Origin of the sequence: uncultured Porphyromonas sp. (assembly GCF_905372525.1) — a bacterium.
In the GTDB taxonomy this organism is placed as follows: domain Bacteria; phylum Bacteroidota; class Bacteroidia; order Bacteroidales; family Porphyromonadaceae; genus Porphyromonas.
On the sequence record NZ_CAJPPN010000023.1, the window covers coordinates 17390 to 38915 of the forward strand.

The window sequence follows — 21526 nt, forward strand, 5'->3', positions numbered from 1 at the left end:
CCCCTCAGTGGTAATAAAGGAGATAAATAGAAGGACAAAGAACCTCCCAAGAGAGAGTACAAAGCCCACAGCATCTCTACGCCCTATACTTCTCGAATACACCTGCCAATTCATCAATCTAACCCGAAGCTAATAAAAATATAATTGTAGTACTTGCGTTACCCATTGCGAATTTACCTATCATTCACCGATTAGACAAGTTTTGAAGGGAGAATCTGGGTCGCAAACCAATATCTTCTCCTACCCTCATTTCCGATCGCACCACCCTCACCATATTGGGGCAAGCTCTCCCCCCGCTACCTCCTCCTAGCGGTGAAGCTACCGAGCTTTATCCGTAGGCAGAGTGTAGCGTGAGGCTGATGAAGCAAATGGTGTAGTGACCCTGCGGGGAGATGGTCAGAGGCTCCCCCTCTGAGATCGTCGTGGATCTCGGACTCACTCGAGGGGGGCAGACTCGGAGGAGGATACCTTGTAGACGTAGCGATAGATCTCGTCTCGTATCTGAGCGAAGGATGGGTACTCGACGGCTCTATTCGATAGTAGGTGAAGGTCTACCCAAGGCAAACCCTCGCCATAGGGAGGCTGTCGGTAGCCAAAGGGGAGAGGGCGGAGCCCCATACGTGCATAGAAGGCCAGCCTTCGCTCTGCCATCGGGCTATACCCCGCAGGCTCACACTCGAGCACGACAGGATACTCATCATCGTACTTGTAGCTGAGCATCTCGATGACCTTCGCCCCCAGCCCATGCCCCCGATAAGCGGGATCGATGACGAGGTATTCGAAGTAGTGCGCCGAGGGGAGCTCCCACCCGACAGCGAAGCCAATAGGCTCCCCATCCAGACGGATAAGCCAAGTGATATGCTCCCACTGAGCCATACCGAAGAGCTGCCCCCAGGGGCGGCGCTCCTCGATAGGGAAGGACTCTTCGTAGATGAGTCTGAGGTGTTCGGGGGGCTCATTGCCCCAGGTGAGTGCGGTTAGCTCTAGCTGTGCCATAGGTGTGTATTAGGAATATTTGCGTGGATAACGAAGGAGGATAGCCAGCAGTGCTGCCCCTCCCATAATGAAGGTATAGTAGAGGTAGGGGATGATCTCGATCGGGGAAAGTCCCGTAAGGCTCGCCGCCAGCAGGAGCTGTGCCCCATAGGGGATGATACCCTGGACGAAGCAGGAGAAGGTGTCTAGGATACTCGCCGACTTGCGTGGGTCGAGCTGATACTTGTCGGTGATCTCCCGTGCGACCTTGCCCGTAGTAAGGATCGCTATGGTGTTGTTGGCCGTACAGAGGTTGGCTAGCGAGACGAGGGCTGCGATAGCTAGCTCTGCTCCACGCTTGCCACTGATATGGCGGGTGAGTTTCTCCAGTAGGTAGTCTATCCCGCCATTGTAACGGATGAGCTCCAGCATCCCGCCCGCTAGTAGCGTGACGGTGATAAGCTCTCCCATTCCTCCGATCCCTTCGCCTAGAGCCTGCGTCCAGTCCCACATCGTGACATCATCTAGTGCGAAGACGAGGAGTCCACTCGATATGATCCCGATGACGAGGACCAGCAGGACATTGAGCCCCCCTACAGCAGAGACGAGTACGAGCAGATAGGGGATCATCAGCCAGGCAGGCTGCGTCATCTCCCGTGGAGTGGCAGGGAGATCCAGCCCCCGGACGAAGTAGATCCCGAGAGCAACGAGTGCCGCAGGGAAGACGATGATGAAGTTTACTCTGAACTTGTCCCTCATCCCACAGCCCTGTGTCCGGGTAGCAGCTATCGTCGTGTCGGAGATGAAGGAGAGGTTGTCCCCAAAGAAAGCTCCACTAGCCACGATAGCTACCGCATAAGCATCTGACACCCCGAGGCTCTCGGCGATCCCTAGGGCAATGGAGGCAAGAGCGACAAGTGTCCCGACACTCGTCCCGATGGAGAGGGAGATGAAGCAGGAGGCGAGGAAGAGCCCAGGTAGGAGCATCGAGGCTGGCAGGACACTCAGGATCACATCGACCGTAGCGGTGACAGCGCCGACACTCTTCGCCCCACCGGCAAAGGCACCAGCGAGGATGAAGATCCAGATCATCATCAGGATATTGGTATCGGCTGCCCCACGGGAGAACTGCTGGATACGCTCCATCAGCCCCAGGCCTCGGGTGATCGCCACGGCATAGGCCGAGGCTGCGAGGAAGGCCACTGCAATAGGCATCTTGTAGAAGTCTCCCGAGACGATCGAGGCTACGAGGTATACCAAAAGGAAGACGACGAGAGGGGTCAGTCCAAACCAACCGGGACGGCGAGCGGGAGTAGAGGTCTGCTGCATATACTTAACTAATATTCTATAGGAATGAAAGGAGGTGGTCAATATGGGTAGGCATCACTGCCTACCCCTGATCTCTCTCAACCCCTATACAGAGCAGAGGGAGCCAATCAGAGAGTCGCAAAGGTACGTAAACCTAAGCAAAACGCCCCAAGGCTCTACGCTGAGTCTTGGGGCGTCTGATCTAGTATGGGGGAGATGCTAGGCCTTCTTACCCTGGTTGGCTACGGCCTCCATGAGCTTCTTGATCTCCTCAGGGTCGCCGAGGAAGTAGTCCTTGACGAGGTTGAGGTTGTCATCGAACTCAAAGACGTAGGGCACTGCCGTGGGGAGGTTCAGCTCGACGATATCTTCGTCAGAGATCCCCTTGAGGACCTTGATGATACCACGTAGGCTATTGCCGTGCGCAGCTACTAGGACATCATCGTGCTCCATGAGCGAGGGGAAGATCTCACCCTCCCAGTAGGGGAGCGTACGAGCCACCGTGTGGCAGAGAGCCTCGGTCAGGGGAAGGTAGGCAGGGACGACACCAGCATAGCGGGGGTCAGCCTGGGGGGCACGTGGATCCGTAGCCTCTAGGGGTGTGGGGGGGACATCGTAGCTACGGCGCCAGATCTTCACCTGGGCATCGCCGTACTTCTCTGCGGTCTCTGCCTTGTTCAGCCCCTGGAGCATCCCGTAGTGCTTCTCGTTGAGGCGCCAGCTCTTGGAGACAGGGATCCAGTCGAGATCCATTACGTCGAGGATCTGGTTGAGTGTCTTGATCGCACGCTTGAGGTAAGAGGTATAGGCCTTGGTGAAGTGGAAGCCATGCTCCTTGAGGAGTGCACCCGCCTTCTTAGCTTCCTCTACGCCCTTCTCTGAGAGGTCTACGTTGGTCCAGCCCGTGAAGCGGTTTTCCTTGTTCCATACGCTCTCGCCGTGGCGTATGAGTACGATTCTCTTCATAATTATTCTTGTATTACGTTGATTAAGTTACATCAATACTGGGGCAAAGATAGTCAATTACCCTTGTTGGGCATTGAGTTCTCTGAGGAGCTGGCGGACGGGCTCTCGCCAGTCCTCACCATTCTTGGGACAGTAGGTGTGGATACCGAACTCGGCTGCCATCGCCACGTTGGCTGGCCCATCGTCTAGGAAGAGGGTCTCCTCGGGCTTCATCTCCCCTTCGCTGATCATTCGCTCGAAGATCCGGCGGTCGGGCTTCACTAGTCCGATCTCACAGGAGGCAAACTTCTTCACGCAGTAGGAGGAGAGAGGACGTCCTGAGGGGAGGAACCGATCACTCTCACAGAAGTCCATCACATAGGGGTTCGTATTGGAGAGGATGAAGATGCGGTAGTCACGTAGCTCCTCGTCGATGAAGTCGAACTTGTAGGTATCGACCGAGCGTAGGAAGCCGAAGTAGGCGTGGGCAATCTCGTCATAAGTGAGCTCCCGTCCAGCGGAGGCGCTGAGGGCTGCTCTGAACTCTGGCTCGGTCATCCGACCATCCTCCACCTGGAGGAAGTAGCCACTCTGTAGGTAGGGGTCGAGCATCTTCTCGACGTCCGGCACTCCAAGTGCCTCGAAGCGGCGGAGCGCCTCCTCCCTATCTAGGGTGAAGAGTACGCCACCGAGGTCTAGTACGATGTTTCTTATCATCTAAATTAGGAATATGAGTAATCTTACGTCGCTGACTACTTAGGCTGCATCGTGATCAGAGGGATGAGCATCTCCTCCATCGAGATCCCTCCGTGCTGGAAGGTATCCTTGTAGTACTGCACGTAGTAGTTGTAGTTATTAGGGTAGGCAAAGAAGTCGTCGTTGTAGCTGAAGACGTACTTATCGGAGAGGTTCGCCTGGGGGAGCCCGATCTTCGCTGGGACACTGACCTCATAGACCTCCTTGGGATTGTAGGATAGGGACTTGCCGACCTTGTAGCGGAGGTTGGTATTGGTATTCTTATCTCCGATGATCTTCACTGGGGTATTGACCCGTATGGTGCCGTGGTCGGTAGTGAGCACGACTCGATAGCCCATCTCAGAGATGTGCTTGAAGAGGTTGTAGGTCGTCGAGTGACGGAACCAACTCTTGGTCAGCGAGCGGTAGGCCGCCTCTGTATTCGCTAGCTCGCGGATCATCTTGCTCTCAGTACGTGCATGAGAGAGCATATCGACGAAGTTCAGCACGATGACGTTAAGGGGGAACTGCTTCAGTCCATTGAGCCCCGAGAGGAGACGCTCCCCGAAGCGTGCTTCGTAGACCTTGTTGTAGGAGAAGGGGTAGTTCTTGCGATAGCGCTGTAGGAGGGTCTGGATCATAGGCTCTTCGTTGAGGTTCTTCCCCTCCTCGCTCTCCTCATCGACCCATAGGTCGGGGAACATCTTCGCTATATCCAGGGGCATCAGCCCCGAGAAGATGGCATTACGAGCATACTGCGTGGCTGTGGGGAGGATCGAGAGGTAGAGATCCTCGTCGAAGGTGTAGAATTCGCTGAGCATCCCCTTGACGGTCTCCCACTGATCGTAGCGGAAGTTATCGATGAGGATGAAGAATACCTTCTCCCCTGCGTCCAGTAGGGGGAAGACCTTGGTCTTGAAGAGGTCTGGGCTCATCACGGGGCGGGTCGCAGGCTCGCGGATCCAGCCCTCATAGTTCTTGGCGATGAAGCGACAGAAGAGTCGTCCGGCCTCTGCCTTCTGCATCTCTAGGAGCTCACGCATCTGGGCATCACCATGCTCTAGCTCTATCTCCCAGTGCACGAGGCGACGATAGAGCTCCTTCCACTCCTCTAGACTGAGGCGGTCGCTCATCTGGGCGCTGAGCTGTGCGAACTCCTGACGGTAGTTCATCGTCGTGGCCTCACTGATGATGCTACTCTGGTGGAGGTTCTTCTTCAGTGAGAGCAGGAGCTGGTTGGGGTTTACGGGCTTGATCAGGTAGTCGGCGATCTTACCTCCGATAGCTTGGTTCATGAGCTCCTCCTCCTCGCTCTTGGTGACCATGACGATGGGGACGAAGGGGCGGAGCTCCTTGATGCGCTGTAGCGTGTCGAGACCCGTCAGCCCGGGCATATGCTCATCGAGGAAGATGAGATCGAAGCTCTGGCTCTGTACGGCATCGATAGCATCGTTGCCACTAAGGACGGGAGTCACCTCGTAGCCCTTGTCTCGCAGGAAGAGGATGTGTGGCTTGAGCAGGTCGATCTCATCGTCTGCCCATAGGATCTGATATGTCTTATTTGTACTCATTGTCGTATCAATCGGGGAAACACCTAGCGCTATAACGGAATAACCACCCGACTAAGATACATGTTTCACGGAAATAGTCTCTGAGGGATCACTCCCCAAGGAGAAATCCCCCTAGGGTATATGACTAAGGGGCGCCACCCCTGACAGCTAGCCTCACTCGATCCTAGTCACGGCTCTGGCGGGCGACATGTGCAAATCCCCCCTCTAGGGCAGGGCTGGGATATTATATGTATTTTTGTTACTTCATTGATAGTTTGTTAGCTGATGCAACAGATAGATATAATCAAGGCACCCGTAGCAGAGTATGTGGCAGACTTCCATAGCCAGTTCGACGAGATACTGGCGACGAAGTCCGAATGGCTCCAAGACGCTATAGAGCGGCTCAATGCCTCTACTGGCAAGAAGGTACGCCCTGTCCTCGTCGCCCTCATGGCAGGGATGATCCGAGGGGGAGAGCCCCCGAAGTCTAGTATAGACGCTGCTGTCCTACTGGAGCTAATCCATACGGCTACCCTCATCCACGACGATGTGATCGATGAGGCCTCCACCCGCAGAGGGCAACCCACGCTCAACGTCATCTACGACAATCGCGTGGCTGTACTCATGGGGGACTTCGTCCTCTCCTCTGCTCTCATCGGAGCGATCTCCCTCGGAGACCTCGAGGTCATCCAGATCATCTCCAGCATCGGGCGAGAGCTGACCGAGGGAGAGATACGACAGTTCGAGAGCGCCGACCGCCTCCGACTAAGCGAGGAGAACTACTATGACATCATCCGTCAGAAGACCGCTGTACTCTTCGCCAGCTGTGCTCGCATAGCAGGCATTATGACGGGGGCGAGTGCCCCAGACAAGGAGCGACTCACCCAGATCGGCGAGTACCTAGGGATGGCCTTCCAGATACGAGACGATATCTTCGACTACTATAGTGCCGACGTGGGTAAGCCTACGGGCAATGACCTCAGGGAGGGTAAGATCACCCTACCTCTGCTACACGCCCTCCTCGAGACCGAGGATACCCCCGAGGGGCAGCACTGTCTGGAGCTCCTGCGGGAGCGTCCCATCACCGAGACGGCTGTGGCACACCTCACCCGCTACGCTATCGAGCACGGAGGGATCTCCTATGCCGAGGCTCGTATCGCCGACTACCTCCGCCGAGCCAAAGAGCTCCTCCTCAGCTATCCAGAGAGCGTCTATCGTCACTCCCTCATCTCCCTAGCTGACTATATCGGCTCACGTACACATTGATCCTCCCTCATACGATCCACTCATGAACTCCAAGCCCACTACTGATCGCTCGATCACCTTCGCTGTCACAGCCTCCCTCTGGCTCCTCCTGATCCTCCTACAGACCCTCGTGACCCCCCTCGTGAGTCAGGGGATAGATAGCGTCTTCACACGTCCCAGCCTCTACTACTCCACGTGGCTGACCGACCTATACCTCATCCTACTCTTCTACCTCAACTACTATAGCTTCGCTCCTCAGCTGATGCGCCGACGCCTCTTCCGAGCCTACATCTGGCTCCTAGCTGTCGCCGCACTCATTGGGCTCCTGATCCCTATCCTCTGCTACAGCCTGTGGGATCTCGAGATGCCAGGCTTCGCCCCCAATACGCTCCCCCTCTCCTCGCTCGGTGTGATCGGCTCCGTAGCGGCCATCATGATCGGGCTAGCTACACGGGGACTACTGGAGTGGGATGCCCTGGGGGTAGAGAACCGTACCCTACATCAGGAGCTAGAGAGCCAGAAGCAGGAGATAGAGAGCCTACGCCAGGAACTGAGCGAGCGGAAGCAGGGCGAAAGCACCCCAGATACCACCCCACTCTCCATACCACAGGAGACACAACCAGAGCAAACACATGACGACCAAGTATAAGCCACCACGCCTACGTAATCTCAAGCCCGACAAGCGCAAGGGCCGAAAGAAGCGCTACCTACTGATCCCTCTATTCCTCGTCCTCCTACTCGGGGCGGGTGTCCTGCTGATGCTGCGCTGGAGGGCTTGGTTCGGCAATCCCCCAGAGGCTCCCTACCATACTCCTGAGGAGATCACCCGCGTCACGCTCACCCCCGGGAGTGACTTCACTACGGAGCGGACACTCTCCTGGCGTAGCGGGGAGTACCTAGTGCCCTCAGCCCTCACCCTGCAGGAGATCACAGCCCGGGGAGACACCCTAGCTGCACGGCGCATACCTGCCCTCGGCCGACTCGTGAAGAGTCGCTCGGGTAAGGGATGCTTCTACCACGTCAGCCTAGATAGCCTGCATGTCGGCTCTCGTTACCTCTACCAGCTACAGAGCGGGGAGCAGCGCTCGCCCGTCTACTCCTTCGCGATGCCTAGCGAGCGGGAGTGTGACACGACTCGCTTCGTCTACCTCGGGGACGTACAGGATCCCCAGGCACAGATGAGTACGACCTTCTTTCGGGAGCTCCGTGAGCGTTTGGCCGACTCCATCCAGTTCCTTGCTCTGGCAGGGGATCAGATCGAGGGGCCTACAGACCACTACTGGCAGTGCTGGTACCAAGCACTACAGGGCTGGAGTACACGCCTACCGATCATCGCTGCTCCCGGCAACCACGAGTACCTCAAGCGTGGCTTTGCCCGTGAGCTAGATGTGCGCTGGGTACCGCAGACCAACTATCCCCTCAATGGCCCCAAGGGCTTCCTACAGCGCAGCTACTATATCGACTTCCCTCTCATGCGTTTCATCGTCCTCGATACGACCGACATCATGTGGCTGGGCTCGATCAATAGTCACAAGAGCTGGCTGCGCCGTGCACTCTCCAGCTCTCGTCAGCCCTGGCAAGTCGTGCTCTTCCACCACGCTGTGGACTGTGTACGGGAGGGTCGCAAGAACATCATCATGCACCATATCTTCAAGGACGAGCTCCTCACCTACGGAGCAGACCTCGTCCTACAGGGGCACGACCACGGCTACGCACGTGCCACCACACGAGATGAGCGTGGGGATACGATCGCTCCCGCCTTCGTCATCAGCTCTGCCTCGCCCAAGGTCTATCGCAACGGCTTCTCCTCCGTCCACGATCGCCTCGGCTCAGGGCTACAGCTCTACCAGGACATCACGGTGACCAAGACGCAGATCCACTACACCTCCTACCGCTTCCAGCCAGACTCTATCCCAAGAGACAGCCTCCTCGATAGGTCTAAGCTCCTCTATGATGAACTCATCCTGCGCCGAGGTCGGGATGGAGCTATACACGTGGAGGACAAGGCGCGTACCCTACCCGAGCTCTTCCTCTACGAAGGCTTCGGAGCAGACTCCAAGGGACAGAAGAAAGCCGCCCAGTACGCCAAGGAGGTCAAGGAGCGCCGAGAGCGCAGGAAGAAGTAGCCCCTCCCATACCCTTGACACAGAAAAGACTTACCCCCGCCCGACTCTCTGAGAGACGTCGGGCGGGGGTAAGTCTTTTCTGTGAGGGACAGCCTAGCTGAGGTGGTCGAAGTTGCGACGGCGTAGCTGGAAGTCCTTACCGAGGTACTTCTCTCGTACGATCTCGTTCTCGGCGAGCTGCTCTGCCGTCCCCTCGAAGAGGACCTTTCCCTCGAAGAGTAGATAGGCGCGGTCGGTGATACTCAGCGTCTCGTAGACGTTGTGGTCGGTGATGAGGATACCGATATTCTTCAGTCGTAGCTGGGCTACGATCGTCTGGATATCCTGTACGGCGATCGGGTCTACCCCTGCGAAGGGTTCGTCAAGCATGATGAACTTCGGGTCAATCGCTAGACACCGGGCTATCTCGGCTCGGCGACGCTCACCCCCTGAGAGGCGATTCCCCTGGTTGCGGCGCACCTTCTCTAGGTGAAACTCTGCGATGAGCTCCTCCAGCCGTGCCTGCTGCTGTTCCTTCGTCCTATCCGTGAGTTCTAGTACGGAGAGGATATTGTCCTCCACGCTCATCTTACGGTAGATAGAGGCCTCCTGCGCTAGGTAGCCGATACCGGCACGAGCACGCTTGTAGACGGGGTACTTGGTGATGTCCTCATCGTCTAGGAATATACGTCCCTCATTGGGCACGACCAGTCCCACCGTCATATAGAAGGTCGTGGTCTTCCCTGCCCCATTGGGGCCTAGCAGACCGACGATCTCCCCCTGCCCCACCTGGATGGAGACGTGGTTGACGACCGTGCGGGAGCGGTAGCGCTTGACGAGGTTGTCCGTACGAAGGATCATTGTCTTGTATAGGGGCTATCGGAGATTACTTCTTCTCCTGACGGGCACGACGTCCCTCAGCGAAGGCCTCGATGGCAGCTGCACTCATCCCCATGGAGCTGAAGCCCCCGTCGTTGAAGAGGTTCTGCATCGTGATCTTGCGTGTGAGGTCACTGAAGAGGGTGATGCAGTAGTCGGCGCAGTCGTTGGCATCGGCATTACCCAGAGGGGAGAGGTCCTCGGCGAAGTCTAGTAGATCTGTCATCCCCTTGACCCCACTACCTGCGGTGGTGACGGTGGGCGACTGAGAGACGGTATTGATACGCACGCCCCGATCGCGACCATAGATGTAGCCGAAGCTACGAGCGATGGACTCCAGCAGGCTCTTAGCATCAGCCATATCGCTATAGCCGACGAAGGTGCGCTGTGCAGCGATGTAGGTCAGAGCTACGACCGAGCCACCCTCAGCGATAGCATCGAGCTTCTTGGCTACCTGGAGCATCTTGTGGAAGGACACAGCCGAGATGTCGAAGGTCGTCTGAAGCATCTTATAGTCAAGGTCATCGTAGCTACGTCCCTTGCGTACATTGGGGCTCATCCCGATGGAGTGTAGGACGAAGTCTACCTTCCCAAAGCGCTTCATGGCCTCCTGGAAGACGACCTCGAGCTCCTCCTCCTTGGTAGCGTCGGCAGGGACGACCTGGGCGCCTAGCTTCTGGCCCAGCTCGTTCAGCTGTCCCATACGCACAGCCACTGCGGTATTCGTTAGGAGGATCTCAGCGCCTTCTTCGACAGCGCGCTCTGCCACACGCCAGGCAATGGACTGTTCGTTTAGGGCTCCGAAGATGATCCCCTTCTTTCCTGCTAAGAGATTATAGCTCATAAGGCAATTGTTCTTTTAGTTAAGTGAGTGAAACTTTCAGCACAAAGATACAGCTTTTGTGCAAGTAGCCTTACATACACGAGCCAAAGGGGAGTAAAAGGACACAGAGGAGTACGTGAGACATGGTATCAAGCGAGGCTCTCACACGGGGCTGGTGTCGCCCCATGCAGATAGGAGCCACCCTATACGTGGTAGGTGGTGAGCACCGTCACCGAGACCCCGACGAGAGGTCTCTAGGATATGTGTCGTTCCATCCCTCGTGGGAGGGGAGGGGGGATGAGGGGCACTTCGCCTTGTATTCGCCTTAGTTCTGGACAAATAGGTTGGTAAGGGATGAAGCCATCGGTGGCACGGTGGCTAAAGACACCCTACCACAGCGTAGCAGTGTGCTCTAACCGACCCATGCACCTCTGACATGTCCTATGCATACGCTCGCCACCTACACCAGGCTACATGAGGAGCACCAGAGCAGAGAAGACGAAGGAGGAAGGGGTGGCTTTGGATAGGTTGGAGGAACATGAAGAAAACCCCTTCGCTGAGCCTCCTTGTCCTGCCCTTGGCGTAGAGCTCATGCCCTACTTATCACAAGCGAGTACACCTGAGGGACACCGAGGTGTCTCAGGCGTGCCGAGAGATCTTGATCACGAGATGTTATCAGGGGGGTCTCTCCTCGAGGAAGCTACTTAGATCACCTACCCCCGAGGGAGCGATGGTGACGTATGCACGACATGATGTCATCATCTGGAAGCCAATATTCGCCCTAGGGTCTATGGCGGAAAGACGTCCTCTGATCGAGCGGTTCATGCCGTCAGGAGGTGCACTTCATCGAGGAGGCGGTCTATAGCTCACACGGGGCTACATCGTCTCATGGATAGTCTTCCCAATCTTATTCCCGAGATTGTTTTACTTGGATCTTAGGAGCAGGTCTCCTGACTTATCACCCTGGTCTCTCCTCACTGGCATGCACCTTCCCAGGATCTATACGTCCCAGTGGTGGAGCCTTTGTCCAGCTCTATCCATGCGAGGAGCCCACACTACGTCAGCCCGAGGGTGACGTGATGGGGGATGACTTACAGTAGCGGGTACTGTGCCGGACTCACACCGGCTTCCCTTGCTGGCTCTCCTTCCTAATGGTCAGGATGCGCTTCATCCTATTTATAAAAGAGCCATACTCGTAAGACAGGACAAAGGTACAATAAAAAATCAAAAAACATAAAGGACTCCCGTCTCTCATCAGTACCGACATCTGAATTCTATTCGTATGCTCCACACACGCTCCACACGCTACCCCCTCCCTGAGAATATTCCTTCCCCCAAGAGGGGATCTATCCGTATCTCCTGAGTACCAACATACTACCCCCACAGGGTACACATACGAGGCAGCCCACGAAGGGATAATACTTAGAGCGAGGTTGTGTACACGCAGGTACACAATAGTGTACACGTGGGTACACTATTGTATACACGCGTGTACACATCTCCCATCTAGGCAGTAGGTATCTGCCGGGGGAGTCTACGCCGAGGGCGCAGATCTTTCGATCTCGGGATTGGCTCTCTAGGACCTATCCCCCACCTCTCGAGCTTGGATAGAGCAGATGGGGCTAGTAAGCTCTCTTTCGGGGAGGAGTGTAGCGCACTGGGGCTTCGATCTCCACGAGGTTCAGGTCTTGACCCTAAGAAGAAATGCAAGGCCTTGGTTTCTCAAAATAAATCGTTACTTTTGCATCGCATTTTACCTTACGGTTCTTATACAAGTATGAGTCTCATTAGGTAAGAGTGCTTATTTAGGTCGAATCGCTAGCTCAGTTGGCAGAGCACATCCCTTTTAAGGATGGGGTCCTGGGTTCGACCCCCAGGCGATTCACTGAGTGGTTATCGAGAGGTAGCCAAGTTCACTATGGTAGCGACTGTGTTTCAGCTGGTTACGTGTCTGTTTCGTTGGTTTGGAGCAGTATTGATAACCTGCAATTTTTGGGCTTTTTGCGCGCTATTTGCGCACGTTTTGCGCACGCCCCAAAAAACGTGCGCAAGAATTGAGGGGTGCAAAGAGCTCTATTGCATAAGCTGGAACGAAATGAACGAGCTACGTATTCGGCGACTCTTCGATAGGAGAAATGTCGCCACCAAGACAAAGGAAGCCCCCGTCGTCTTCGAACTCTATCGGGGAAAGTCTCGACGTTACCTAGACACAGGCATTCGTCTATGTGCAGGTCAGTGGAGTGCTGATATCGGGATGGCGTACAAGACACCACACGCTAGGGAGTATAATCGTACTCTTGACGAGATCGAGGAGCAACTTCAGCAGGCCTCGGGTAGTGCCTTCGAACGCTATGGGCAGGCCTATACCCTAGATCAGTTATTGGACGCCTATAGGGTGGAGCTCAATCGCCCACGTTGCTTTATTGACTTCGCTTGGGAGCGGTTCAAGGAACGGAGCGGTACCCCAGGTACTAAGCGTCAGCACTGTGCAGCACTCAAAGCCATAGAGGCCTCTGGGCTGTTCGTCTCCTTCGCCGACGTCACGCACACAAGTGTCGTCAAGTTCGATGATTGGCTTCGGAAGAAGCGCAACCTCACCCACCAAGTCACCATACACAACTACCATAAGAGGCTTCGTGTCTATATTCACGAGGCGATGGCTTTCGGCCTCATCAACAAAGACCCCTATGCGAGCTTCAAGGTGTCTCGAGGGGAGAGTAAGGGTCGGCGCTTCTTGAGCAAGGAGGAGCTGCAGAGGATCGTGGAGACCGAACTAGTGGATCCCATCCTACAACGTATTCGAGACCTCTTCCTCTTTCAGTGCTACACGGGGCTTGCCTACGCAGACCTCGCTACCTTCGACTACAAGAACACCGAGGAGCGAGATGGAATGCGCTATCTGCGTGCACAGCGACACAAGACCAAGACCGAGTTCTTCATCTATCTCCTTCCCCCTGCTATCGAGGTACTGAAGGTGTACGACTATAAGCTACCTATCCTCTCCCAGCAGAAGTACAATGTCTATCTGAAGGCTCTCGGGCAGGCTTGTGGGCTAACGCAGAAGATCTCCTCACACATGGCTCGTCATACCTTTGCCACGACAGTCACGCTGGCCAATGGTGTTCCCCTGCATATCCTGCAAAAGATGCTGGGGCACACTAGTGTCAAGACCACACAGATCTACGCTAAGACTCTAGCAGAGGATGTAGCGCAGGAGTTCCAGCGTCTGCAAGGCCTCATATAGAGAAGATGAAAAAGGCGACGCCCCCGACCTTTGTAGGATCGGGGGCGTCGCCTTTTGTATGGTGCAGATAGGGGCTATTCCTTCTTTCCGTTAATGAATGCTGATACGATCCCTACTATAGAGAGCGTACTGAAAAGACCTGCGAGCCAAGACTGCCCCAGATAGAGAGCCAAGGCTGTGACTCCCAAGAAAAGTAAGAGCGAAAGGAACGCAAAGATTTGCCCCCTCATACGCTCCCGATGACGACGCTCATTATCGATAGCAAGTAGCTCCAGACTCTGACGTGTAGCTTCGTGTCGAAGGTTTCGTTCTTCATCGGTGATCCGTTGGAAATAACGGACTAGGTCGGGATCAATCTCCTTGTACTTAGCGAGCTCCTCAGCTGAGGGCATCAAGCTATTGTCAATGACGATATGCTCCTCATTGAGTGTCCCGATCGTGTCAGCGCGCTGAACGGTGGCTTGAGTACGCTTAACGGTATTCTTACTCATATGAAGCTTGAACCTTCTGCCATGCGCGCGACATATCATGCTGGACAGCCTGCCAATCGCCTGCCAATCGCTCACGATCGCTCGTGGTCTGGTAGCTCTCGACAATCTTCTCCAGCTTCTCCAGTCCCGGGTCTCGCCTGCGAACTGAAGGATTGAATATTGAGGTGAATCCCTCAAGGAGGATCAGTAGCACACTCATTGTTGTAGGTTGTTACACATTTGACTTCACGCAAATATAACACTTTTACGTTTATCGGTAACCAACGGTGGTCGGGAATGCATTCACTCTTCGTTAAAGAGCGTGGCGGTGCGCTGAGCTGGTAAGTGCTCCTTAAAGCGTAGGACATGGTAGCCATCTCTCCCAATCACGTATTCTCCAAGGGTAATATCATAAGAACGAGTCTCCTCTAGGTCTACTAGCATGCGACTGCCCTTTGAAAAGCTCTCGCCTCGGTTGATGATCTTCAAGATTTCCTCGTCCTTAACGCGAGCTGAGATCTTACGCCCATCATAGAGGAAGTCCCAAGGGAGATTGGGGTCGAAGCTCGGACGAAGAATGAGGAGGCTTACGTTTTCTAATACTCGTATCTGTGGCTCAGGAGTTTCATCGCAGGTCGGGATAGGTCTACCCATAGCGGAGAACTCATCTCGGTCAGCACGTGTTGTCTCGCCCCCCCCCTCAAAGCGGAAGCCTGTGATATCGGAGTATTTCTCCAGCTCTTGAAATTGCTCCCGTACTTGTTTTCGTATATTTTCAGAGCTATTGAAGAGATGGTAGCTACGATTGTCCACGTAGTAGGTATCCCCAAAATGATTGATGATCTTTTTTTGGGAGCCTTCAGATGTTACCGACTTGGGGCGCCTGCCTTTGAGGTGCTTTGCTAGGGCATAAATCCCACTTGCGATAGTAACAATCCCCGATGCATAGGCAATGCCTTCAGAGGAGAAGAGCCAACCGAAAGCTCGCTCAACCAACTCAATATTGACCTGGAAACTACCCTGCTCGAAGGTCTTAATCTTAATATCAATCTTCTTCTCGGGACCGACTTCACGACTGATAGCGTGGATAATCTCCATGGTATGCATCAGGCTGCCAATGAGTAGCTCAGCACTGACTTCGCTTTGTTCATTTTCAAAGACGATGCGAAGGGTATTATCAGGGGAAGAAGAGGTAGTCATAACGATTACTATGTTACAGAATAGGGAGTATGCAAAGTTAAAGAGAGTTTGGGTAGTTATCCCTTCCTCCTTTCTTCTTCATCAAGCTTATCTTCAATATCTTCTCGTAGCTTTTGAGTGCTGGTGAAGGTTATGGTCATGTATAGAATAGATTCACAGATGATCAGGGTGACCACGAGAGGAATGTTGACTGAAATGAAGCCAATGATACTAGGCTCAATGGTACCTCCTCCATCAGGGATAAGGTAGATAGTTATCAAGCCTATCATGGCCATGATGAAGTGGAAACAGAGACCATTCCGCTGATCTCTCAGGTTGCGCCTAATCTCTCTTCTTGCTTCGGTATTCTTAACTCTGTAGAGATCCATCGAAGTGATGACCGCTAGTGATACGGGAAAGAAGATTCCAGCCACACCAAACAGAAGCTTTGCTATTTCGATATTAACGGTTAGCCTTGGGAGTAGACTTGAAATGACTATTCCCAGTACAATAACGACAAGGTAGCGAAGTAAATTTGCCTGGAGCTTCATCTGAGTTACTATCCTTGTGTGAGTTCGAGAAGATATCGCTCCATCTCTTGCTTGAGCTGCTCCTCGGAAAGATGTCCATTTTCTGTTAATTCTATCTTGACGCTCTTCTCTCGTTGCATATCTGAGCCTACTACATATTTCTTTCCCTTCTTGCCCCTAAATTGGACTTGATCTAAGCCAGATATAACCCTTAGACTCTGACCGAGCAGTCGCTCATAGTTCTGCGGAGTCATATTCTTAGGTCGTGTGAACTTTATATTAAGTTCAGCTTCAAGAATGTTGTTTGCTTTGAGCTCGTCTAGGTTCAAACTGTCACCGAAAAGGCTCTTGATCCTGTTCCAGTTTATCTTGTAAGCCCTTGATGCTTCCTCTGTATCTGCCTGACTATCCTCCGTCTCGACTGACCTCGTTCTGGGAGGGAGTATTGTCATCTCTTTAATGTCCTTAGGCTTGATTGGAAGTTCCGTTGAAATCATAGGGGTAAAGTTGAATAATGTCTCCCCACGGATTTCTTCTATCAACCAATTCAAATAAGTCTCTACTCTGCTGATAGAGGAGCTCTTTCCAAGAGTCGTCACGAGGGTTCTACTACTAAGAGCGAAATAGTAGCAGTGCTTATAGATGGATGAATTAGCATTAGCCTCCAAGCCTCCAAGCTCATCTATACTTATCATCGGCTGCGCAAACATCTCTGGGCGGATCTCCCCCATCTGAGTGCCTGGGGCAATGCATAATATGACACCAAACAAGCAGTTGTTAGAGTCTGCATAGGCGGAAAGCACATCTTCATCATCACTTGTAGGATTTAGAGGCATGCGTCGATCTCCAGCACATGTCGCGGGGAGACGTTGCCGGAGCAAATCTAAAAGGCTCAATGGTTCGCTTTCGCTCAAGGACATACCACTCATTCTTTCAACTGAGAATGCGCGCAATGTTAAGTCTTTCCTCCTCATAATCTAGCTGTTTTTTATCTCCGTGAAGGTACAGAATATCTCGGAATGGATAATGTAATATCTCAATGGTGGCCCATAGGCTGTCTTTAGAAGGAGAAGAGGGGCTCGACCTCGATGCGGGCAACGACCGCCGAGAGGTGGCAGATGTCCGAGACCGATACCTCGAAGTCGTCGTAGTCGGGATTGATGCTACGGGCAATGTAGGTAGTGTGCTCCTTCGCCTTGTCGGGGTGACGATGCAGGCGCTTGATGAAGTGTAGGGGAGGGTAGCCATCCCCTTGGCGTACCGCTACCGCATAGACCTCCCCGAATTGGATGCCTAGGGGATTGGCTGGACTGAACGGGTAGCGCTTGAGAGCGACACGACAGCCCGCTGGGAACTTCGGGGACATAGAATTACCATGGATGGGCACGATCATTTCCCCTTCGAGGTTGGGGATGCCCCAATAGGTGTCTATCGTCTGAAGCTCGTCTGCCTCTCCTTGATTGCCTCCACGGAAGGCCTCGGTGTACTCGGGGATGAGGCGTACACCCTCGGACTGGGCTCGCTGTAGATCCTCTTCGTGACCAACCTGCAGCGCCTCCGTCCAATACACACGATTATCCGTACCGACCCAAACGTCCGTACGACGACCTACGTCGGGCAGGCCTGCCCCGGGATTTGGCTCGCCACGTAGCATCTCTCCCTCTCCTGTGCGAAGCCAGGTAGAAGAGAGCATAGGCATCTTGCTTTCGAGAGATAGAATATATTCATCTATCTTTTTACCTAGAGACTTCTTCCCTTTGATGTATTCCGATAGGTTTCCTTCATGGTTTTCACCTATCAGGCGACCAAAGTGTGCCTGACTACTCACTAGCTTCTCTTCTCTAAGCCTCTTATATAGAGTTGATAGCAGTTGGTTGTTATTCATTTCTTCTACTTTTCTTTTGCGTGTAGAACGTTTTATTCTATCTTTGTACTGCAAACCAACGATACAGCCCCCGCAAAGGGGGGCGGCGTACACGAAGGGGGCGGCAACCAAAAGGAAGCGCCTGCTGGTCTTAGCATTCATCACTATTCACCTGCTAAGTTAGCCAATCCCTAGTGTATCGCCAAACCACGTAACCAGCTGGCACAAAAGCTAGCAGAGTATAAGAAGACAATGATGATGACAACACCTCAAGGAGCTCCACCCACGACCCTCTACCCCTCTCAGGAGGATCCCGAGGAGCTCTACCACAGCCTTCGAGCAAGGGCTATGGTATTCCTGGCGAACGAGGCTCAGGAACTAGCTCGAGGGGTCTACGTCCCCAACCTAGGGGCGGAGGCAGCTGGGGTACCGATCTTTCGGTCGATCCTTCCTGGTAGCTGGATAGCGGTACGCCACGATACGCTCGCCAATGCTCGACGCTCGGGACAGCACATCCTCCGTAACTCAGACCGGGAGCTGAAGCCCAAGGGGCAGCGTATCCGCTACTTCGTAGAGAAGAGCATGATATCGGGCTACCTACTCTTTCTCCTGCGTGTCCCACTTAGCCGAGCTCCCCAAGTGGCTAAGGCTGGGTAGCAGGCCATGGTATTAGATAGACGATATGCGTACGAACGAAGAACGCCTCGATAGCCTAGAGCGGGAGAACCGCCAGATGCGTGCCCTCTTCCTCCAGGTGGCCGAGGGGAGCGATGGCTGGATGAAGCCTAGGGAGGTAATGGCTCTCCTTAGGTGTAAGCAGCGGACGCTCACCCGACTACGGGTACCGCCCGTAGACAAGGTGACGGGTGAGCCTACGGGTGAGCCAGCCCTCGAGGCGATATGCCTACCGAGCCTCCGAGACCCGACGAAGGGGCGCTGGATCTACTCTCGTCGTAGCGTGCTTCGTCTGCTTGCACAGCGTCTGGGCGATGCGAGCGTAACCAACCTCTCTCCCGCTGAATGGCAACGACGTGAAGAAGCTCGCACCTTCCATCGCAAGCAACGCAAGGATGCAGGCCTCAGCAAGGAGCTTGTCGAAGCTCGTGTCTACGAGTAGTCAGAATACACGATCCACAACTACTATTATGAATATGCTAAGGAAATGTAGGGAGCTAGCGAAGGCTCCTATAGACTGGTTCCGGTATAGGTACATGCCGAGCCTGCTCGCAGGCCATCTCTGGGCTATGATGCTCTACGTCCTCTTCTGGTTCGTCGTCTGCGCTGCGACCTTCGTGACGACCTTCGATATCGGAGAGAATCTGTACCTCCGCTATATGGGGAGGTAGCACGACCCTCATGAATACTTCAGGTAGGCTAAGAACCACCCAGAGAGGAAACCAACTAAGGCACTCACGATGGCAACGATCAAGGGATTACGCAGAGTCTCTATCATGCGTATGCGCTTCACCTCCGCTTGCTCCTTGGCGACGATAGCGGTAAAGCCACCCTTCTCCATCAGCGCCCTGCCTGCAGGTGTGATGTCCCGGATAGCTCCGATGAAGGAGTCCTGTGAACGGATGAACCCCTGCTGGGCAAGGAATGAGGAGCAAGCAATAAGGGTGTCGGTGGAGACTGGGCAAGATCCCTTCTCGCCATTGGCGATAAACTCAAGCGTCTTATCTAGCTCCTCGGGGGTAAGCTGACTGGGTATATTCATATCTCTAACAAATGTAACTAGGTGTTTCAGTGACACAAAGTTACGACAACGATAACAACTAAATACGTACACTATAATGAACCTTCCACAGATCGTAGGTATCACCCTCCTAGGGCTATGTTGCCTCCTCCTAGACGTACTCAATCATAGTATCGGCTTCTGCTTCCTATGGCTCCTGGGCCTCGGGGTCTTCGGTGTCACCATGGCTAGCCACTGGAAGTCCGAGTACGAGAAGCTACAGCGCAAGCAAGACAGGGGACAGTACCGTCCCTGATCACGTGGTACGATGAACACGCAGTCAAGCCACAACTAATACCCACCACAAGACTATGCTACCCTCCCTATCTCGACACAGAATGGAGCTACTGAGCGCCTATCATCTCGTGCTACTTATCTCCTTCTTGATCATGGAGCACTATGGTATCGGGATCCTAAGCCTATCAGGCTGTATCTCTATCCTAGCAGCGACTATCGCTCCGCACCTACTACTCACTCTCATCTCCGATCTATACGACGAAGATGAGGCAGGCCAATATTAACGCCACTACAACTCAATGGACACAACCACACCTCCTCAGTCTCCACACCTCATCCATCGGAAGACTATTCCTCTGACGGGCTATGTAAGTCTCTTCGGCGTCGAGGAGCGCCCGCTACGAGAGGGAGTCAATGCCCTCGGATACTCCTTCCACTACGCTCAGAGCTGGAAGTTCTACGTCAAGCTCTCCTCCCCTGGGTCTCGTCATGGTGGAACCGAAGTGCACTACGGGCTTAACCTCGTCACCAGCGATCCCTCGGAGGCGACACGTATCACCGAGCGTCTTGCCTCACTCAAAGAGAGTCGAGAGACCCTATCCTTCTCCGCCCCTCTGAGCTTCACCAACTGGACGTCACGTAGTACCGACCGCTTCGCATGTGGAGAGGTGCTTGGTCTCCCCATCTCGGTACTATTCGCCACGGATGGGAGTCTCCCGCTTGATCCCCATCACCCCAACTCTGCATCGAGGCTTACGGTCCCACTCACTGGGCGGGTGGAGCTCTTCAGCGTAGAGCCCCGGAAGTCTATGACGATAGCCACTCCTATCGGATATAGACGCTCTGCCCTGCGTAGTGGGTGGAGGATCAACGTCCTCTTCGCCGAGGATGGATGTACCCCTGCAGGATCCAAGGGACGCCACGGCCTACACTTCTACACCTCTGATAGGAAAGAGCTCGCCTATGTCGAGCGTGCCCTATCACACCTCCAGGAGACGAAGAAGCTGCTCACTATAGAGGCTCCCGTGAACTACTATCAGTGGATGGACAAGAACACGGGGGACTTCCGTTGTGGGACGATCCTCGACCTCCCTATAGAGATCTTCGACGACTGTCCTATCGACCTATAGGCCTATTCACTCCCATCTTCACATCTAATAGATCCCTACATCATGTGTCGCTATTACTTTGCCCACGACATTACGGCTGGTAAGGACCTCAAGCTTCAGCGCCTCCGTGCTACCTATGGGCTGGAGGGTACAGGTGTCTTCTGGGCTATCCTAGAGCTCCTCGCAGAGGTCACCGTGGAGGATGCTGGATCACCGGGCCTACCCCTTGATCCGAAGTTCATCGCTCGTATGATTGGCTCCCGTAGTCCCAAGCGAGTAGAGAGCGTGATACGCGACTTCTCGCTATTCGTCATCGAGACGAATGAGGCGGGTGTAGAGACCTTCTACTCCCGACGTCTCCTCAGACGCTTCACTCATGATGTCCTCCTGAGAGAACAGAGTGAAGCAGATGAGGAGGCAGAGGTGGGGAACAAGCCTACCAAGCGCAATATCTCTCCCGAGGCTCGTCAGCGTATGTCTCTTGCAGGCCGTAAGCATAGACCTTCAAGTAAGGTTACGACCAAGGTAGAGGAAGGTACAGAGGAAGGTACAAGTAAGGTTGCGACCAAGGTAGAGGAAGGTTCAGAGGAAGG

The 21526-nt window shown here is 54.1% G+C and carries 24 protein-coding genes, 1 tRNA gene and 1 riboswitch; of the genes, 12 read left to right on the forward strand and 13 right to left on the reverse strand.

Annotated elements, in window-relative coordinates; genetic code table 11:
• Window positions 1–435: 435 nt before the first annotated feature.
• From QZ170_RS05590 to QZ170_RS05610, 5 genes are all read right to left on the reverse strand, one after another.
• Window positions 436–996, reverse strand: a complete 561-nt coding sequence (locus QZ170_RS05590) for a GNAT family N-acetyltransferase (protein WP_297178368.1) — start codon at window positions 994–996, stop codon at window positions 436–438.
• A 9-nt stretch (window positions 997–1005) separates the two neighbouring features.
• Window positions 1006–2304, reverse strand: a complete 1299-nt coding sequence (locus QZ170_RS05595; RefSeq protein WP_297178371.1) for a Na+/H+ antiporter NhaC family protein — start codon at window positions 2302–2304, stop codon at window positions 1006–1008.
• Between the two features lie 198 nt (window positions 2305–2502).
• Window positions 2503–3249 (reverse strand): 2,3-diphosphoglycerate-dependent phosphoglycerate mutase, encoded by a 747-nt coding sequence (gpmA, locus tag QZ170_RS05600; protein ID WP_297178374.1) that lies wholly within the window; start codon window positions 3247–3249, stop codon window positions 2503–2505.
• A gap of 57 nt (window positions 3250–3306) precedes the next feature.
• Window positions 3307–3945 carry an HAD family phosphatase gene (locus QZ170_RS05605; RefSeq protein ID WP_297178377.1) on the reverse strand — a complete coding sequence of 213 codons (639 nt, stop codon included), beginning with the start codon at window positions 3943–3945 and terminating at the stop codon, window positions 3307–3309.
• 35 nt (window positions 3946–3980) lie between these two features.
• Window positions 3981–5534, reverse strand: a complete 1554-nt coding sequence (locus tag QZ170_RS05610) for a bifunctional response regulator/alkaline phosphatase family protein (protein WP_297178380.1) — start codon at window positions 5532–5534, stop codon at window positions 3981–3983.
• Window positions 5535–5798: 264 nt separating this feature from the next.
• Here QZ170_RS05610 and QZ170_RS05615 point away from each other — a divergent pair, with 264 nt between their 5' ends.
• Genes QZ170_RS05615 through QZ170_RS05625 form a run of 3 tightly spaced genes read left to right on the forward strand, consistent with a single transcriptional unit; the run spans window position 5799 to window position 8884 of the window.
• The gene (locus QZ170_RS05615; protein WP_297178384.1) at window positions 5799–6779 is read left to right on the forward strand and encodes a polyprenyl synthetase family protein; all 981 of its coding nucleotides are present in this window, start codon (window positions 5799–5801) and stop codon (window positions 6777–6779) included.
• Window positions 6780–6801: 22 nt separating this feature from the next.
• On the forward strand, window positions 6802–7407 hold the full coding sequence (locus QZ170_RS05620) for a hypothetical protein (RefSeq protein WP_297178387.1): 606 nt from the start codon (window positions 6802–6804) through the stop codon (window positions 7405–7407).
• On the forward strand, window positions 7391–8884 hold the full coding sequence (locus QZ170_RS05625) for a metallophosphoesterase family protein (RefSeq protein WP_297178390.1): 1494 nt from the start codon (window positions 7391–7393) through the stop codon (window positions 8882–8884). Before QZ170_RS05620 ends, QZ170_RS05625 begins: the two co-directional genes overlap by 17 nt.
• A 93-nt stretch (window positions 8885–8977) precedes the next feature.
• Here QZ170_RS05625 and lptB read toward each other — a convergent pair whose 3' ends face one another.
• Window positions 8978–9724 (reverse strand): LPS export ABC transporter ATP-binding protein, encoded by a 747-nt coding sequence (lptB, locus tag QZ170_RS05630; protein WP_297178393.1) that lies wholly within the window; start codon window positions 9722–9724, stop codon window positions 8978–8980.
• A 25-nt stretch (window positions 9725–9749) separates the two neighbouring features.
• On the reverse strand, window positions 9750–10586 hold the full coding sequence (locus QZ170_RS05635; RefSeq protein WP_297178395.1) for an SDR family oxidoreductase: 837 nt from the start codon (window positions 10584–10586) through the stop codon (window positions 9750–9752).
• A 901-nt stretch (window positions 10587–11487) separates the two neighbouring features.
• Window positions 11488–11750: riboswitch (cobalamin riboswitch) on the reverse strand.
• A 627-nt stretch (window positions 11751–12377) separates the two neighbouring features.
• Here QZ170_RS05635 and QZ170_RS05640 point away from each other — a divergent pair.
• Both QZ170_RS05640 and QZ170_RS05645 read left to right on the forward strand, forming a co-directional pair.
• Window positions 12378–12450, forward strand: a tRNA-Lys gene (locus QZ170_RS05640).
• Between the two features lie 210 nt (window positions 12451–12660).
• Window positions 12661–13809 (forward strand): site-specific integrase, encoded by a 1149-nt coding sequence (locus tag QZ170_RS05645; protein WP_297178398.1) that lies wholly within the window; start codon window positions 12661–12663, stop codon window positions 13807–13809.
• Between the two features lie 74 nt (window positions 13810–13883).
• Here the strand turns inward: QZ170_RS05645 and QZ170_RS05650 are convergent, their stop codons facing one another.
• From QZ170_RS05650 to QZ170_RS05670, 5 genes are all read right to left on the reverse strand, one after another.
• The gene (locus QZ170_RS05650; protein WP_297178401.1) at window positions 13884–14300 is read right to left on the reverse strand and encodes a DUF2335 domain-containing protein; all 417 of its coding nucleotides are present in this window, start codon (window positions 14298–14300) and stop codon (window positions 13884–13886) included.
• A gap of 282 nt (window positions 14301–14582) precedes the next feature.
• Complete coding sequence (locus tag QZ170_RS05655) at window positions 14583–15479, reverse strand: hypothetical protein (RefSeq protein WP_297178403.1); 897 nt, start codon at window positions 15477–15479, stop codon at window positions 14583–14585.
• Window positions 15480–15535: 56 nt separating this feature from the next.
• A complete protein-coding gene (locus QZ170_RS05660; RefSeq protein ID WP_297178406.1) occupies window positions 15536–16009 on the reverse strand; it encodes a hypothetical protein in 474 nt (157 codons plus the stop codon).
• Window positions 16010–16017: 8 nt separating this feature from the next.
• Window positions 16018–16824, reverse strand: coding sequence for a hypothetical protein (locus tag QZ170_RS05665; protein ID WP_044124043.1), 807 nt, complete (start codon window positions 16822–16824; stop codon window positions 16018–16020).
• Between the two features lie 224 nt (window positions 16825–17048).
• Window positions 17049–17681: a hypothetical protein gene (locus QZ170_RS05670; protein WP_297178411.1), complete on the reverse strand. Its 633-nt coding sequence runs from the start codon at window positions 17679–17681 to the stop codon at window positions 17049–17051.
• Between the two features lie 426 nt (window positions 17682–18107).
• Here QZ170_RS05670 and QZ170_RS05675 point away from each other — a divergent pair, with 426 nt between their 5' ends.
• From QZ170_RS05675 to QZ170_RS05685, 3 genes are read left to right on the forward strand one after another with little or no spacing between them, the layout of a single operon-like run.
• Window positions 18108–18509: a hypothetical protein gene (locus QZ170_RS05675; RefSeq protein WP_297178414.1), complete on the forward strand. Its 402-nt coding sequence runs from the start codon at window positions 18108–18110 to the stop codon at window positions 18507–18509.
• A 25-nt stretch (window positions 18510–18534) separates the two neighbouring features.
• Complete coding sequence (locus QZ170_RS05680) at window positions 18535–18969, forward strand: hypothetical protein (RefSeq protein ID WP_297178417.1); 435 nt, start codon at window positions 18535–18537, stop codon at window positions 18967–18969.
• Window positions 18970–18997: 28 nt separating this feature from the next.
• Window positions 18998–19198, forward strand: a complete 201-nt coding sequence (locus QZ170_RS05685; protein WP_297178420.1) for a hypothetical protein — start codon at window positions 18998–19000, stop codon at window positions 19196–19198.
• 8 nt (window positions 19199–19206) lie between these two features.
• Here QZ170_RS05685 and QZ170_RS05690 read toward each other — a convergent pair whose 3' ends face one another.
• Window positions 19207–19569 (reverse strand): hypothetical protein, encoded by a 363-nt coding sequence (locus QZ170_RS05690; protein WP_297178424.1) that lies wholly within the window; start codon window positions 19567–19569, stop codon window positions 19207–19209.
• A gap of 76 nt (window positions 19570–19645) precedes the next feature.
• Between QZ170_RS05690 and QZ170_RS05695 the strand changes: the two genes are divergently transcribed.
• The 4 genes from QZ170_RS05695 to QZ170_RS05710 all read left to right on the forward strand — a co-directional run.
• Window positions 19646–19843 carry a hypothetical protein gene (locus tag QZ170_RS05695; RefSeq protein WP_297178427.1) on the forward strand — a complete coding sequence of 66 codons (198 nt, stop codon included), beginning with the start codon at window positions 19646–19648 and terminating at the stop codon, window positions 19841–19843.
• 82 nt (window positions 19844–19925) lie between these two features.
• Window positions 19926–20108 carry a hypothetical protein gene (locus QZ170_RS05700; protein WP_297178429.1) on the forward strand — a complete coding sequence of 61 codons (183 nt, stop codon included), beginning with the start codon at window positions 19926–19928 and terminating at the stop codon, window positions 20106–20108.
• Window positions 20109–20123: 15 nt separating this feature from the next.
• On the forward strand, window positions 20124–20954 hold the full coding sequence (locus tag QZ170_RS05705) for a hypothetical protein (protein WP_297178432.1): 831 nt from the start codon (window positions 20124–20126) through the stop codon (window positions 20952–20954).
• A gap of 42 nt (window positions 20955–20996) precedes the next feature.
• The coding region (locus tag QZ170_RS05710) for a Lin1244/Lin1753 domain-containing protein (protein WP_297178437.1) at window positions 20997–21526 on the forward strand (530 nt) is incomplete at its 3' end.

Bases quoted from the DNA above. Each gene is read 5' to 3' on its own strand.
- QZ170_RS05645 (WP_297178398.1), top strand. From the start codon at position 12,661: ATGAACGAGCTACGTATTCGGCGACTCTTCGATAGGAGAAATGTCGCC.
- QZ170_RS05675 (WP_297178414.1), top strand. From the start codon at position 18,108: ATGATGACAACACCTCAAGGAGCTCCACCCACGACCCTCTACCCCTCT.
- QZ170_RS05695 (WP_297178427.1), top strand. From the start codon at position 19,646: ATGAACCTTCCACAGATCGTAGGTATCACCCTCCTAGGGCTATGTTGC.
- QZ170_RS05680 (WP_297178417.1), top strand. From the start codon at position 18,535: ATGCGTACGAACGAAGAACGCCTCGATAGCCTAGAGCGGGAGAACCGC.
- QZ170_RS05670 (WP_297178411.1), bottom strand. From the start codon at position 17,681: ATGCTCTCTTCTACCTGGCTTCGCACAGGAGAGGGAGAGATGCTACGT.
- QZ170_RS05655 (WP_297178403.1), bottom strand. From the start codon at position 15,479: ATGACTACCTCTTCTTCCCCTGATAATACCCTTCGCATCGTCTTTGAA.
- QZ170_RS05610 (WP_297178380.1), bottom strand. From the start codon at position 5,534: ATGAGTACAAATAAGACATATCAGATCCTATGGGCAGACGATGAGATC.
- QZ170_RS05620 (WP_297178387.1), top strand. From the start codon at position 6,802: ATGAACTCCAAGCCCACTACTGATCGCTCGATCACCTTCGCTGTCACA.
- QZ170_RS05690 (WP_297178424.1), bottom strand. From the start codon at position 19,569: ATGAATATACCCAGTCAGCTTACCCCCGAGGAGCTAGATAAGACGCTT.
- QZ170_RS05685 (WP_297178420.1), top strand. From the start codon at position 18,998: ATGAATATGCTAAGGAAATGTAGGGAGCTAGCGAAGGCTCCTATAGAC.
- QZ170_RS05705 (WP_297178432.1), top strand. From the start codon at position 20,124: ATGGACACAACCACACCTCCTCAGTCTCCACACCTCATCCATCGGAAG.
- QZ170_RS05595 (WP_297178371.1), bottom strand. From the start codon at position 2,304: ATGCAGCAGACCTCTACTCCCGCTCGCCGTCCCGGTTGGTTTGGACTG.
- lptB (WP_297178393.1), bottom strand. From the start codon at position 9,724: ATGATCCTTCGTACGGACAACCTCGTCAAGCGCTACCGCTCCCGCACG.
- gpmA (WP_297178374.1), bottom strand. From the start codon at position 3,249: ATGAAGAGAATCGTACTCATACGCCACGGCGAGAGCGTATGGAACAAG.
- QZ170_RS05660 (WP_297178406.1), bottom strand. From the start codon at position 16,009: ATGAAGCTCCAGGCAAATTTACTTCGCTACCTTGTCGTTATTGTACTG.
- QZ170_RS05605 (WP_297178377.1), bottom strand. From the start codon at position 3,945: ATGATAAGAAACATCGTACTAGACCTCGGTGGCGTACTCTTCACCCTA.
- QZ170_RS05700 (WP_297178429.1), top strand. From the start codon at position 19,926: ATGGAGCTACTGAGCGCCTATCATCTCGTGCTACTTATCTCCTTCTTG.
- QZ170_RS05615 (WP_297178384.1), top strand. From the start codon at position 5,799: ATGCAACAGATAGATATAATCAAGGCACCCGTAGCAGAGTATGTGGCA.
- QZ170_RS05650 (WP_297178401.1), bottom strand. From the start codon at position 14,300: ATGAGTAAGAATACCGTTAAGCGTACTCAAGCCACCGTTCAGCGCGCT.
- QZ170_RS05590 (WP_297178368.1), bottom strand. From the start codon at position 996: ATGGCACAGCTAGAGCTAACCGCACTCACCTGGGGCAATGAGCCCCCC.
- QZ170_RS05665 (WP_044124043.1), bottom strand. From the start codon at position 16,824: ATGCCTCTAAATCCTACAAGTGATGATGAAGATGTGCTTTCCGCCTAT.
- QZ170_RS05635 (WP_297178395.1), bottom strand. From the start codon at position 10,586: ATGAGCTATAATCTCTTAGCAGGAAAGAAGGGGATCATCTTCGGAGCC.
- QZ170_RS05625 (WP_297178390.1), top strand. From the start codon at position 7,391: ATGACGACCAAGTATAAGCCACCACGCCTACGTAATCTCAAGCCCGAC.